We start from the raw sequence: 14788 nt of genomic DNA on the forward strand, positions 1-14788 counted from the left end.
AGCCGGAATATCCTCGCCTTTTTGTATTATCTTTATCGCCAACAAATAATACGCAGATGAAGAAAAACATTGTTTTCCTGTTAATTCTAATACCTATTATATGGATCTCTTGCGATGGAATGGGCCATCAAACCATAGACTTCCGAAAAATAGAGAACCTTATGCCCCAACATCCGGATAGCGCCTTAATGCTCCTTGAGCAAATAGAGAACAAAGAAAACCTATCCCGAAAAGATAAGGCACATTATTATTTGCTGTTAACAGAAGCACAAGACAAAACTTTTGTTAAGCATGAAACCGACTCGCTGATCACGATCGCGACGGATTATTATGAGGAAACAGACGATCTGGAACGAAAAGCGAAAGCTTGGTATTACAAAGGACTGATAAATAATGACCTCGATCAACCAATGAAAGCACAAGAATGTTTTTTAAAGGCTTTGCGAGATGAAAAGCAAGTGAAAGACTATGCATTGCTAGGACGAATCAATAATCAGATAGGGATGCTCTACACTTATCAACATGTATATGAAAGAGCAATTCCTTATTTGAAACAAGCCAATAATTGTTTCGAAATGATTCGTGATACGATAGGACAGGCCTACGTGTTAAGAGACCTAGGAAGAGCATATACCGTAACTCAACAACTCATCGATGCAATAGAGGTTTACCGTGAGGCATTACCTTATGCCCCTGCTATGGGTAACGGAACTATTCCCAATGAATTAGCCAATATTTATTTAGAAAAGGGAGAGTATGAGGTAGCCGCAAAATATATAGATCAGGCCTTACGGCTTTTTCGAACAGAGGAGTCACGTTTTCCGACCCATTTGGTGCTAGGCAAATACTATTTAGAGACAGCGCAAATCGATTCCTCGGAATATTATCTGCAAAAGGCATTAAGCAGCCCTTCTTTACAAACTCATGCGGGAGCATTGAAATATCTGTCATATGTAAAAGAAAAACAATCCGCATGGATAGAGAGTATCACTTTAAATAAAAGATATGAAGCGTGCAGAGACTCTATCGATAGAATCGTGGAAACAGAGTCAATCCGGAGAATGGATTATTTTTACAACTATCAGAAAATTCAAGAAGCACTATACCAGTCTCAAATAAAAGTAATGAAAAAAGATAAGGAACGCTATCTGTATGCTTTGATTATCTGTGCATGTGTTTTTATAAGCTTAGGGATTTATTCTTATTGGCGAAGAAGAGAGAAAGAAATAAAAAACCAAAAAGAGATATTGGAGCAGACTATCGAGAAACAACGTCAAAACAATCTCCGGATAAAAGAAGAAAACAGACAACAGATTGAGAAATTGCAAGAACAACTAATAGCCATGGAAAAAGAGCGACAAGAAGGATGGGAAGGTCAACAGCTCTTGCAAGAGAAGAGAGTACTGGAAATTCATAATGAGAGTATAGATGCTGATGAAAAGAGGCAATCTTTACGGATTGCTCAAATGGAAGACTCTGATATTTATAAAAAAATCCATACGGAAGACTGTGTAAAACTAACCGATGATGAATGGAGAGCATTAGAAAAACTATTAGATCAAACCTTCAATAACTTTACGGCACGATTAAAGAAGAGCTATCCGAAGATCTCCTATAAGGAAATACAGGTTTGTTACTTGACAAAGATAAAACTTAGCTCTACAAAGATGACAAAGATATTGCGATACAATAGCTCGCCACTCCGTTCTCGTCTCTATAAAAAAATCTTTAAGAAAACTGGAAGCGTTCAGGATTTTAATTCGTTTATCGCTGGTTTTTAACTCTATACAAATCAGAACAGGTTCAGAACAAAAATATGTTCTGAACTTTGTTCTGGATTTCTTGCCTTACCTTCATTAAACTTTTTAAATTGCAAAAAATTTAAACCATAAGATATCATGAATAAGCATTTGTTGACCTTATTAATTATCTGCTTAGGTATATTTTTACCTCAAGTAGTATTGGGAGATACCGTTCCAACCGAAGGAACATGGGGTAAAGAAAGATATCGTTCGATAATCCCCAATCCTCCAACGGTATCAATCGACGGAAATTTATTGAGCATACATTTTATAGATGCTCTGGATGATTTGACTGTCCAAGTTGTAAATGAGCAAGGAGCTATCCTATATAACGAAGTAGTCTCCGGCGAAGCAGGTGAATGTGTATCCATCTCTTTAGATCAGGCTGGCACAGGATGCTTTTATCTAGTGTTAGAACATCGCCTAGGGCAGCTTACGGGAGATTTCATCATACAAAATAATTAGGTATTATTCTTTATCATATGCAAGCTTCAGGATTAAACAGTATTATATAGTTGATCCATCACTATTGTGATAATCACTGTACAGTGCCCCCAATGATACGTTTTTCCTGGATGCTTGCATTGAATTATGTTATTAGGAATTCTAAGCATAACCTAACAAAAATACTAAGTTTGTCATTAATCAAGAACTAATACATATTATGATAATCTACGACCCTAAAATAGCGATTCTCCTTATAGCCTTTAATCGATCAAATATAAAGCAAGTATTTGATCGTATCAAAGTGGTGAAACCGAGAAGACTATATATAGCAGTAGATGAATCAACTAATGACACACAGTGTAAAATATGTAAGGAAACAACGTCCATTGTTTCCCACATTGATTGGGAATGCCAAGTATTTAAACTATATCAGGGAAAAAATCAAGGATACGACAAACACTGTTTTCATTCGATTTCTTGGTTCTTCGAGCAAGAGCCCGAAGGAATCATACTAGAAGATGACTGTGTACCCTCTCTTTCATTCTTTGGTTTTTGTACGACATTACTAAAAAAATTCAGAAACGACGAACGCATCGGACATATATCCGGAAGTAATTATCAATTCGGTAAAAACAGGGGAGACGGAACTTACTATTATTCTAACCTAACCCACGTATCCGGATGGGCTGGTTGGAGACGAGTTTGGCAAGAGCACTGCCTTAACGAAAACAAGTACGATCTTTTTAACCAACTGGATTACTTATCAAATTTACCTTCTCACGCTCCATTCCAATATCGCTGGAACAGGCTCTTCAATATAGCAAATCACAGTAATGAACATTTTTGGGAGGTAAAATACGCATACACGAACCTTATCAATAATCGATTATCGATCATTCCAAACAAAAATTTAATAACAAAGATCGCATATTATGACAAAATGCCCCATGCTATAAAAAATCATCCATTTACCAACATCAAAAACGAGGAAATCGACCATATTGTTCATCCATCTTTCATCTGTCCGGACATAGAAGCCGATTTATATTCACAAACCAAAGAATATAATACATCTTTCGAGGAACTGTATATGCCTAAAGAATACTTTTACTTAAAAGAGCACTTTGTCGCCGCAATCCGAAATAATCATATACATCCTAAAATTCCACAGATCATTCATCAGATCTATGAGGATTTAGCGGGACCACCTCCTTCTTTAGTCGAGATCTCCCAATCATGGAAAGAGCTAAATCCCGATTGGGAGTATCGGTTTTGGAATAAAAATGATATTGAGACATTTTTGAAAACCTATTATCCGGAATTTATTCCGGCCTATAATGCTTTTTCACATAATGTACAACGCTGGGACGCAATCCGGTATTTAATACTTTATAAGTTTGGTGGTCTATATGTAGACATGGATTATGAATGTACGGAAAATATCACCCCTATATTATGTAATACAGAATGTGCCATGGGATTGGAACCGGAAGCTCACGCTGTCCGTATCCATGTACCTTACATTGTTGGAAATGCTTTTATGGCAACAGTTCCGGAGCATCCTTATTTCAAAGAGTTGATCGATGCAGTTTTTTATGATAACACAAAAGCCGGAACATACACTGATTCAGTAGAATTAATACTTAACACCACAGGCCCATTTCTAACAACTCGGATATATGATAATAGTAAATATCAGGAACGGATTACGTTAATTCCGGCAGAACTCATCGCTCCTATAACTCATTCAGATATAAGAAAAATCATGAAAGAGGAAACATCTATGACTATTGAGAGCAAAGTTGAAAAATCATTTGCGATACATTATTTCTTCGGCAGTTGGCACGAGTAAACTAAAGAATTAACCTAAAAATAATATGATTATGAATACCTTTGAAGATTTTTTTCCCAAATATGCCGGGAAAATAACAGATACCACTAATGATCAAGAGTCTGCATTTATTCAATATTGTAAAGTGTTTTCTTCACTTACCACTGATAGCTTTTATGTATTTGACGTGGTCCAAAAGCGATTTTGCTATATTAAACCTGATAACCTTTTCTTATGCGATCATTCCACGGAAGAGGCAATGAAGCTTGGCTATGATTTCTATAAACAAATAATCCATCCTGATGACTTGCCTTTATGGACAAACATACTTAAGATCATTCCTCAATACCTAAATGACCGAAAAGATAAATGGAATGAAATAGATTATTTTTCTTGTACCCTTCGTTTGCTTCGCAAATATTCTTTTTCATCACGCTTCCTATCACAAATGGTATATCAACGGATGAAACCTATTTGTCTAAATAACCAATTGCGCTACTTTATTTGTATTGTAGGAAGCTCAACCTACAAAGAGACTGGAAATTTATTATTGCATAACAAAAACATATTAATATACGAAGAGTATAATTTTATCACTAGACGCTGGAAACAACAAACAAGAGAACTGCTTACAGAACGAGAGAAAGCGATACTTATGCTTGCCAAACAAGGTAAAAATACGGTAGAGATAGCTAATGATTTATACAAAGGTCAAAATACTATACGTAATCAGATAAAATCTTTATTTAATAAATTAAAAGCACATTCCATACAGGAGGCTATTGAATTTTGCGACTATTATCACCTATTAAACATTAAAATAAATAAATAAAATCAATCTGCATTATTATGATTCCAAAGATAATTCATCAGATTTGGGAGGGACGTACCGAATATTTGGGGGACGCATATAAATTGTTAGGTGAAACTTGGAAAGAGCATCATCCTGACTGGAAATATGAGTTTTGGGATGAAAGCCGAATAGTTGATTTTATTTACGATTACTATCCAGAAATGATTGATATCTACTTTGGATATCAATATAATGTGCAACGTTGGCATGTAATACGCTACCTAATTCTTTATAAGATAGGAGGTTTGTATGTGGATTTTGACTATGAATGTTTAGAATCTTTCGATAGATATATATTGGATGGAAGTAAATGTCATTTTGCTTCGGAACCAGAAGGACATTATCGCCTTTGTAATAAAGTCCCCTATATTAATAATGCATTGATCATTACACCTCCAAATCATCCATTTTTTATCAATATTATTGTGCATCTTCAAACCACACCAATATTCTATACAGGAAATAAATATCAAGATGTGTTAAATACTACAGGGGCGTCAATGTTAACCAACCTCTATGAAAATTATCATAATAAAGATACAGTTGATATTTTGCCAGCAGAACTAGTATCTCCTTTCTCAAGAGAAGAGGTGAAAAATTATATTCATGGTAAAGCAGATGAAAAGATATTGGAAAAAAAACTACAAAATGCTATTGCTATCCATTATTTTTTAGGTTCATGGCTAATAAAAAATAACGATTATTTACCACAAAAAAATAGATTATCCTATATGCCTATCTCTGAACTGTATCAAATTTTCAAAGAATATCCAGTCATTTGTACAGATAGCCAGATGAGTTTGCCTAATTCTCTTTTTTTCGCTGTAAAAACCTATTCTTACGATGGCAATAAATTTGCACAAAAGGCATTAGATGCGGGATGCCGTTATGCAGTTGTCGATAACCCCATGGTAATAACTAACAATCTCTATATATTAGTAGATGATGTTCTGCAAACATTGGAGCAATTAGCAAAAATTCACCACAAAATTTTAAAAACGCCAGTCATAGGTATTACAGGTACATGTGGTAAGACAACAACTAAAGATTTAATAACAGCCGTACTTTCTACCAAATACAATTTAGTATCTACAAAGGGAAGTGAAAATGCTTCTTTAGGTGCTTCTCTTACTTTGTTACGCTTAAAACCTGAGCATACAGTAGCTATTATTGAAATGGGTGCTTGTTGCCCTAGAATGATACGAGAACTAGCTCGAATTATCCAACCCTGTTATGGCATTATCACTAATGTGGGATTGGCCCATCTCAAAGGATTCGGCTCACTTGCAGGTGTGATACGTTCCAAAGGTGAGCTTTATGATTATTTACGCCAATTTGGTGGTAAAATATTTATCCATAAGGAAAATACACATCTTCAGTCCATAGCCAGAGGTTTAGAGCAAATTTCTTATGGTGAAAGTAAAGATGCTTTTGTTTCCGGTCGAATGATAAGTTCAGAACCGTGTCTCTGTTTTAATTGGGAAAATGCCGGAGTTGGGTATACCATATCAACACACATGGCAGGTAACTACAATCTGTGGAACGCATTAGCTGCAATTGCTGTTGGACTTCATTTTGATATTCCTTGTTCAGAAATTAATCGTGTGATTAGCGACTATATCCCCACTAATCATCGTTCACAGTGGAAAAAAACGTTACGTAATGAGCTAATAATTGATACCTTTAACGCAAATCCTTGTAGTATGCATGCTGCTTTGGCTAGCTTTTCCACACTGAAAGCGAAACCTAAGGCTGTAATTTTAGGAGACATGCTCGGATTAGGGATAAACAGTTTGCAGTACCATGCTGAAATAATAGAGGCACTTAATAGATATGGTTTTGAAAAAATCCTACTTTGTGGTGATCAGTTTACGGCAGTGAGCTCTATTTATCAGTGTTTCCTTGACGTTGAGGCATTATATCGGTATTTATCGACTAACCCACTCCAAGGTTATGAAATTTTAATCAAAGGCTCTAATAGAATCCATCTAGAGACAATCATTCATTTACTATAATGTGTTATAATTAATATTAAATTATGATGGCCTGAAGCAATAAGCGCAAAATAGACTCAATTAGGCTAATTATCAAATAAACACACACACTTATATTTGTAATATATATTATTAATAATGAACTAATTTAATACGTAAGAAAATGAAAACATTAGGTAAACTTAAGTTAAATGAATTCAGAAAAGCCGAATTGGAAAAGCGTGAACTAAATGCTTTAAAAGGAGGTTGTCAATGCAAGTGTGCTTGTGCAGGCGTTTCTGGCTATGAAAACACTGGAGGAGGTTCGAATGGTGCTGGTGCTGCATATTGACATTATGTGGAAAAAACGCATGCTTAGTTTGTAGTAGTATTGTACAGATTTTATAACATGTGTCTCCCAGTAAACAACTTCTTGCTTATTGGGAGATATGATTAACTAATCTATTATGTTTAAGACACTCATTCACACTTCAGAAAATGATAATTTATATATCTATAATCATCAATCTAAATTATCGATATTAGTACATCCTGATTTCAGAAAAGCTTATGAAGGATCAGCAGATGCAGATCCGTATTATATTAAAAAATATGAATATCTGAAAAAACATAATTTTTTCTCCACAGTAGACCCTGTTAATTTTGGCAAAATAGATGAGTCTGTAATAAAAAACAATATAGCGCAAGTTCCACAAATTGTATTTGAAACGACAGACTTTTGCAATTTGAATTGTTCGTATTGCGTATTTGGCGATTTTTATGAAGAGTTTGACGTAAGGAATCAAAAAATGATCAATATTGATCATGCAATTATTTTGCTGAAATACATTTTTGAACTTAAGCATAAAAGTAAAAAAAACCAATTATACATCAGCTTTCATGGAGGAGAACCTCTTTTTAATGGAGATTTTATCAAACAGATCGTTGATGTCGTTAATCAATTGAAATCAGGGAAAGAAATTGAAATTGTATACACAATGACTACAAATGCCACATTGCTACATAAATATTTGCATTTTTTAGTTGAAAACAACTTTCAATTGCTTATAAGTTTAGATGGGAATAAATCAAATCATAGCTATCGAATTTTTAGAAAAAGCAAGGAAAATTCTTTCGAAAAAGTAATCGTAAATATAGATAATCTTCAGAATAAATACCCTAAATATTTTACCGACAATGTAAATTTTAATGCCGTCTTGCATGACAGAAATTCAGTAAATGATATATATGAATTTATTTATTCAAGATATCATAAAATTCCAAGAATTTCTGAATTAGCACCTAATGACGTAAATCCAAGTAAAAAAGAATTTTTTAATGAAATATTTCACAGTTATAGAAGAAGTGAGTCTGAATACATAAAGGACGATTCAAATCTATTACCTCACGAAGAATTATTACAATATAAAGAATTAACTTCTTTTTTAAAGAATTATTCAATTAATTATTATATTTCAAATATAACAGATTTGTTATCTAAAGAGAAAAAATATCTACCAACAAGTACTTGCCTGCCATTTTGGAAAAAATTGATGTTAACTACAAGTAGCAAATTAGCTCTATGTGAAAAAGTTAACTATCATAAGTTAACCGTAGGGGAAGTAAATGAATCTGTAAAAATTGATATACCTAAAATTACGCAATTATATAATTTTTATTATGATCATGTTAAAGAAAAATGTCAGCATTGCTACATCAACAAATCCTGTGATGTTTGTTTATTTCTCATGAAGAATAATAATCTAGATAAGTTAGATACAGAGGAGTTCGTTTGCGATAGTTTTCACGATTTAAATACTTTTGTTCAAAAATTACACCGAATTTTCTCATTTCTTGAAAAACACCCAGAAGATAACTCCTCAATAATAGAAAATATAGTAATCATATGATAACAAAAAAAGAGACAACTAATTACTGGTTTAAAATAGAACCATATGTGCACATTAGCATTGTTAATAGCAATGTATTACTGTATAATACTTTTGATGGATCATTTATTGAATCAAAAGATATTGAAATTGTTAAACTATTAAAAGAAACGCTTCTAAAAGAAAATTGCGGTGTTGTTTTGTTAACTGCTGAAAGATATAATCTAGACAATATAAGAAAATTTATCATGGAGCTTAGGGCGAAATATATGGGTGATATAATTGATATTGAATTATCTAAATCAAAACCCGTTCAAATAATGCCTTTTACTAGTTTATTAAATACTCAAGAGTTGTTTAAAAAACAAAATTTTCCAACAGGTAAAAAGATTTTAGAATATCTATCTGAAATTAGTATTTACGTGGATTACAATACTAATATAATGGACTTAAATTCTTTTCTAAAGTCATTGCCAAACATTTCAACTGTTAATATTATTGGAAATTTAAAAGATGTTGCGAATTATAAAGAGCTATTACTTGTTTTAGATCAATTTCCTTCATTAAAAAAAATAACATGTAACTATTCAAATGTTATATCTTTGCAGCCAGAATTTGTAAATAATTTTTCATACTCAATATTAATAAATTACCCAATAGATATATCAAAATGGAATTATTCAAGGCGATTATTACTTAATCAATCAATACCTTTTGAATGTATTTTTGAAGTAACATCTATGGATAATTATTCGCAAATAAATAAATTTATAGAGGAATTTGGAATTGAAAAACACCAATTAAAACCAGTATATACGGGAGATAACATAGATTTTTTTAAGGAAAATGTTTTTCTAACAAAGGATGATATTTTATCCACACCACTTTCCATTAGTGATTTTTTTATAAATCAATCGATGAATATTTTTGATTTTGGGAAAATAGCCATTATGTCTAATGGTGATATTTATGCAAATGTAAACTATCCAATATTAGGAAATATACATACACATAGTATTTATGAGATCATATCTAAAGAATTAGAAGAAGGCAGATCGTGGCTTCGTATCCGTAATCAAGCGCCATGCAATACTTGTTTATACCAATGGTTCTGCCCCTCTCCATCTAATTATGAAATAGCCATTGGTCGTCCTAACCTTTGTCATGTAAAGTGACAATAATGGATCGTGATAATATGTTAATTAGAGAGTCGTAATAAGATAAACGAGTATATATGAAAAATATAAATTTAGTTATTATCCTGTTTCTATTGATTGGATGTAAAAAAAATGAACAACCAATTAATAACTTTATAACTGTAGATATTACAGCAAATTACCCTAAAAAGGAGATGATTCTTCAAGATTTTATGGATGTCGAATATATTCCGTTAGAAACAACAGATGAGTTTATTTGCCAAGGTTTTATTCAAGCTATTGGTAAGGATATGATAATTGCAAAAAACCGAAGCAATGATGGAAATATTTATATCTATAATCGGGAAGGAAAAGCTTTGAGAAAGATAAATAGGAAAGGACAGGGAGGGGAAGAGTATACGGATATTTTAAAAATCGTTTTAGATGAAGACAATAACGAAATATTTGTCAACGATATGTATGCAAAAAAAATACTTGTTTATGATTTAGAAGGGAATTTTAGACGAAGTCTTCCTCATAAAGGAGATTTTTTGTTTTTTGAAATGTTTAATTTTGACAGGGAAAATTTAATTTGCCATGATGCTTTTAATGATAATAATTCTCTGGCTTTTCATACTGGTCATTCATTCATGCTCGTTTCAAAGCAAGATGGTAGTATCACCAAAGAAATTCAAATACCATTTAAAGAGAAAAAATCAATAGTGATGAGGACTAAAGATGAAACAACTGGTATGACTTATGCCTACCTTCCTTCGTGTGTTTATCCGATAATTCCTTATTTTAATAATTATTTACTGATGGAACTTTCGGCCGATACATTGTATACATATTCACAAGACCATACTATGAAACCTGCTATAGTAAGGGTTCCATCTGTTCAATCTATGATGCCAGAAGTATTTCTTTTACCGAGTGTGCTCACCGACCGCTATTATTTCATGGGAACAGTCAAAAAAGAATATGGATTTCCGGGTATTGATTTGGTATATGACAAAAAGGAAAAAACTATATTTAAATATACCGTGTATAATAATGATTATTCAAGCAAAGAAGAGGTATATATGAAATCATTACCAGGCAATGAAGAAATCGCATCTATCTTGTACCTAGAGGCTCCCAAACTTGTTGAAGATCATGAAAGGGGAAGACTGAAAGGCCGGTTAAAAGAGATCGCCGCAAGTTTAGACGAAGAATCCAATCCGGTGATCATGCTGATAAAACATAAAAAATGAAACTATCGTAAATAGTTATGAATCCAAAGGCGATCTCTTCTAATACAACAATAGAGAAACAAATATCTCATATTGTTGGTACACTCCTACTTAACGGCACATTGACAGAAAGTCCCGGATTAGTACATGGCAAGATGGGAATTGCAATTTTCTTTTTCCATTATGCGCAATATACAAAAAACATGTTGTTTGCAGATTATGCCTTAGATCTGATTGGAGAAATACAGAATCAAATACATGTAAATAGCCCCGCAGATTATGAAAAAGGTATAGCAGGAATAGGCATAGGAATTGATTACCTAATCCGTAATAATTTTTTAATTGTAGAAGATGATATTTGTGAGGATTTTGATCAAAGGATGCTTCGTGCAGTTATGTACGATCCTTGGCTGGATTTCAGCCTGTATGACGGATTAGCTGGGTATGGTCGATATTGGATTTCGAGATTACGTTATCAGAAGCCATCCTCTCAAGCACGAGAATGTCTATGGCATATTGTTGAACTGATCAAAAATAAATTACCGGAGATTTCTCCGGAAGAACAAACAGATGTATATTGTTTCTTACTTGACTTACAAAAGATATTTGGTTATGAGGATTGTAAAGATCTCTTAGAACAATGTAGGGAATGGAGTTTGGAAGTATGCTTTCATCGTTTAGAAAATTCTATGATAGGTAACGTTGCGTGCAAAAGTATAAATAGCCAATATTTCCATAATACTAGTCAAAACGAAATTGATAATATCTTAAAACAACTTCCTGATCTAGATATGGAGAAACAGCCTGTTTCTATGGGGCTTCTTTCTGGTTATGCGGGTGAAGGATTGTTGCGATTGACCGCACTTAATTCAACGGATCTGTCATGGATGCAACTTTTATAATCTTTTATTAACCAAGAAAATGTCGTTAATATGAATCTATATATCTTTAATGAAACTCGTCGAGGAGCTGTTTTTGGTGTCGGGACATATATCCGAGAACTAACTTTTGCTCTACAAAATAGAAGTTTGCACATTTGTATAATAAATTTGCTATCTGACAAGCCATATATACAGATGGAGAAAATAGAGAACATTGAGCATTGGTATTTTCCCTCACCTATACCAGAGCAACGAACATCAGATAGCCAAAAACAAAGAGCGTTGTATTTTCGTAATGTTGTATATTTACTTCAATTACATATTAAGGACAAAAAGGATTTAGTGTTCCATTTGAATTATCATCAAAATGAGAGTCTTGTCAGCGAACTGAAAGAAGCTTTTGATTGTAAGATTATTTCTGTCGCACATTTTTCTGACTGGGGATTTACTGTTTTTGACAACCTGAATCGCCTACGTAATATTCTCAATGAAGAACATCCGAATAGTTTTAGTGAAAACGTAAAAAAATCGTTTGAAGAAGAAAGGGCGTACTATACCCAGGTGGATCATACAATTTGCTTGTCAAATTATATGAAAAAAATACTATGTCAGGATTATGGACTTGATTCAATGAAAGTTTCTGTTGTTCCTAATGGTTTGGGTGATGTAGTTGATATGTCGGTAGATAAAGAACTTTTACGTAAGAAATGGCACGTAGGACCTAAAGAGAAAATTATTCTTTTTGCCGGTCGGATTGACGAAATAAAGGGTGTGAGTTCTTTGATCAAAGCGTTCCATCTAGTCTTAGAAGCTTATCCTAATAGCCGTTTGCTAATAGCCGGTAATGGTGATTACACAAGAGCCTTTCAAGAAGCAAAAAATATTTACACTAAAATTACTTTCACTGGGCTATTGAAAAAGGAGGAGCTGTTTGAGATCTATCAATTGGCCGATGCCGGTGTTGTACCTTCTTTATTCGAACCATTTGGTTATGTCCCTGTCGAGATGATGATGCATGAATTGCCCATTATAGCGACCACTACATCCGGATTAAACGAGGTAGTAGATGAGTCTTGCGGATTGAAAGTACCATTAATAGTATCTCCTGATAATGTAGAGATCGACACCTCTTTATTAGCACAGAAGATCGTCTACCTATTACAGAGCCCGGAAGAAGCGAAACGACTCGGGAAGAACGGTCGCAAACGGTATTTGGAGAAATATTCCTCGGAGGTATTCGGGAAAAACATGATAGAATTTTATAAATCCTTATTCCAAGAATGCAAGTAATAAACAACTAGCCTGATACTATTATATGAATACGCCCAATCAAATCGACATATCGATCATTATCCCGATATATAACGTGGAAAAATATTTGACGGTTTGTATCGACTCGTTGATGAACCAAGGTGATCTACGTATGGAGATTATCTTGGTTAATGACGGCTCGACTGATTTGTCTGGGGAAATTGCTGATGAATACGCTAAAAAAGAGGAGCGTATCAAAGTGATTCATCAAGAGAATGGGGGAGCATCCGCAGCCCGCAACGTTGGTTTGGATATTGCCACGGGAGAGTACATCGCTTTTTTGGATAGTGATGACTGGATTAAAGATGAATCATTATCTCTTCTATATGATGAGGCGGTGAAACATCATGCCGATGTCGTGATGGGAAATATGTGGCTATGCCATCAAGACGGAAGTATGGATAAACCTTTTAAATGTATTTCCAACGGATCTATAAAAAAATTGCTTTCCGGTAAAGAAGGTTTCATAGAATTAGTCAAAACGTGTTTCTATTTGCCTACACCCGTCAGATACATATACAATAGGAAATATCTGCATAAAATGCAGGCTCGTTTTGAGGAAGGCATCATGCATGAGGATGAGTTATGGTGTCCCATCGTCCTTTGCCAAGCGGAGAGGATGGTTATCACCAACATTGAGTTTTATTATTACCGCCAGAACGAAGAATCGGTCATGCATACGACAAGCCTAGCCCGAAGGCTGAAATCATTATTTCAAGTTACTGAGGGATTGATTAAATTCTCTGATCAATTTGTTTCCTCTAAGACGAGCGTTGACTTGAGAAGCTGGTGGTATGTAAACATCCTCAGGCTTTATTCCATGGCCTTCACACTACTTCCCAACATAAAAGATTCCTCATACATAGTACACAAACATTATCTGGATCGATTTTGGAGGGATTGCGGGCAAATGATTCCGGAATCTATACAAAGATGCAGGAATTATTACTACAAGGCAGAAGCCGGGCTGAAAGAATATACGGATTGGCGTGTGTCTGATTGGGTAGCAGGCGTAGATTGCCAAATAAAGGCTGGTAAAAAAGTGATGCTCGTATTCAACACGATAAATGGGGAAGATCTACAGTTGAAAATAGAGGATGTACCCGTTGATTGGGTGATAACCACCGACAGGAAATATTTCCAACAGGCGACTATAGTCGTTTTCCACCTTCCCACATTGCATTATGAGCTAGAGAATGATCTGGATAAGCTGGAAGGACAAACATGGGTCAGCTGGCATCTGGAGTCCGAAAAGGATGATCCGGGAATCAACGACCCGGAAATAAGCGAACTATTCGACCTTTTGATAAGTGACCCACAAGATAGCGAGGGTGAACAACATCCATTGCTAAGACTGTGCCGAAATTATGTAAATAATGGATAGAATTCCATTCACCGCTATAAGTTTTGAGCAAAAAGAAGAGATCACGAGA

Annotated in this window: 12 protein-coding genes; all 12 read left to right on the forward strand. The window is 34.2% G+C overall.

The window, feature by feature from the left end; all coding sequences use genetic code 11:
• The first annotated feature begins 56 nt into the window (after positions 1 to 56).
• Entirely contained in the window at positions 57 to 1781 is a 1725-nt protein-coding gene (locus D7V92_RS10040) for a hypothetical protein (protein WP_087345106.1), read from the forward strand.
• A gap of 117 nt (positions 1782 to 1898) precedes the next feature.
• A complete protein-coding gene (locus tag D7V92_RS10045) occupies positions 1899 to 2267 on the forward strand; it encodes a DUF3244 domain-containing protein (protein WP_005863867.1) in 369 nt (122 codons plus the stop codon).
• Between the two features lie 199 nt (positions 2268 to 2466).
• Complete coding sequence (locus D7V92_RS10050; RefSeq protein WP_121772803.1) at positions 2467 to 4101, forward strand: glycosyltransferase family 32 protein; 1635 nt, start codon at positions 2467 to 2469, stop codon at positions 4099 to 4101.
• A 31-nt stretch (positions 4102 to 4132) separates the two neighbouring features.
• The gene (locus D7V92_RS10055) at positions 4133 to 4912 is read left to right on the forward strand and encodes a response regulator transcription factor (RefSeq protein WP_157395831.1); all 780 of its coding nucleotides are present in this window, start codon (positions 4133 to 4135) and stop codon (positions 4910 to 4912) included.
• Between the two features lie 17 nt (positions 4913 to 4929).
• Positions 4930 to 6948: a UDP-N-acetylmuramoyl-tripeptide--D-alanyl-D-alanine ligase gene (gene murF / locus D7V92_RS10060; protein WP_121772804.1), complete on the forward strand. Its 2019-nt coding sequence runs from the start codon at positions 4930 to 4932 to the stop codon at positions 6946 to 6948.
• A 142-nt stretch (positions 6949 to 7090) separates the two neighbouring features.
• Positions 7091 to 7258, forward strand: coding sequence for a TIGR04149 family rSAM-modified RiPP (locus tag D7V92_RS10065; protein ID WP_081032003.1), 168 nt, complete (start codon positions 7091 to 7093; stop codon positions 7256 to 7258).
• 115 nt (positions 7259 to 7373) lie between these two features.
• Entirely contained in the window at positions 7374 to 8816 is a 1443-nt protein-coding gene (locus D7V92_RS10070; RefSeq protein ID WP_057328959.1) for a radical SAM peptide maturase, read from the forward strand.
• Positions 8813 to 9970: a TIGR04150 pseudo-rSAM protein gene (locus tag D7V92_RS10075; RefSeq protein ID WP_057328960.1), complete on the forward strand. Its 1158-nt coding sequence runs from the start codon at positions 8813 to 8815 to the stop codon at positions 9968 to 9970. The genes D7V92_RS10070 and D7V92_RS10075 overlap by 4 nt, the downstream gene beginning before the upstream one ends.
• Positions 9971 to 10029: 59 nt before the next feature.
• Positions 10030 to 11184 carry a 6-bladed beta-propeller gene (locus D7V92_RS10080; RefSeq protein WP_057328961.1) on the forward strand — a complete coding sequence of 385 codons (1155 nt, stop codon included), beginning with the start codon at positions 10030 to 10032 and terminating at the stop codon, positions 11182 to 11184.
• A 17-nt stretch (positions 11185 to 11201) separates the two neighbouring features.
• On the forward strand, positions 11202 to 12065 hold the full coding sequence (locus tag D7V92_RS10085; protein WP_048926915.1) for a lanthionine synthetase LanC family protein: 864 nt from the start codon (positions 11202 to 11204) through the stop codon (positions 12063 to 12065).
• A gap of 30 nt (positions 12066 to 12095) precedes the next feature.
• A complete protein-coding gene (locus D7V92_RS10090) occupies positions 12096 to 13334 on the forward strand; it encodes a TIGR04157 family glycosyltransferase (protein ID WP_121772805.1) in 1239 nt (412 codons plus the stop codon).
• A 25-nt stretch (positions 13335 to 13359) separates the two neighbouring features.
• On the forward strand, positions 13360 to 14739 hold the full coding sequence (locus D7V92_RS10095; protein WP_087345112.1) for a glycosyltransferase: 1380 nt from the start codon (positions 13360 to 13362) through the stop codon (positions 14737 to 14739).
• The last annotated feature ends 49 nt before the right edge of the window (positions 14740 to 14788 follow it).

Source organism: Parabacteroides sp. CH2-D42-20, assembly GCF_003670185.1.
Classification (GTDB): Bacteria; Bacteroidota; Bacteroidia; order Bacteroidales; family Tannerellaceae; genus Parabacteroides; species Parabacteroides distasonis.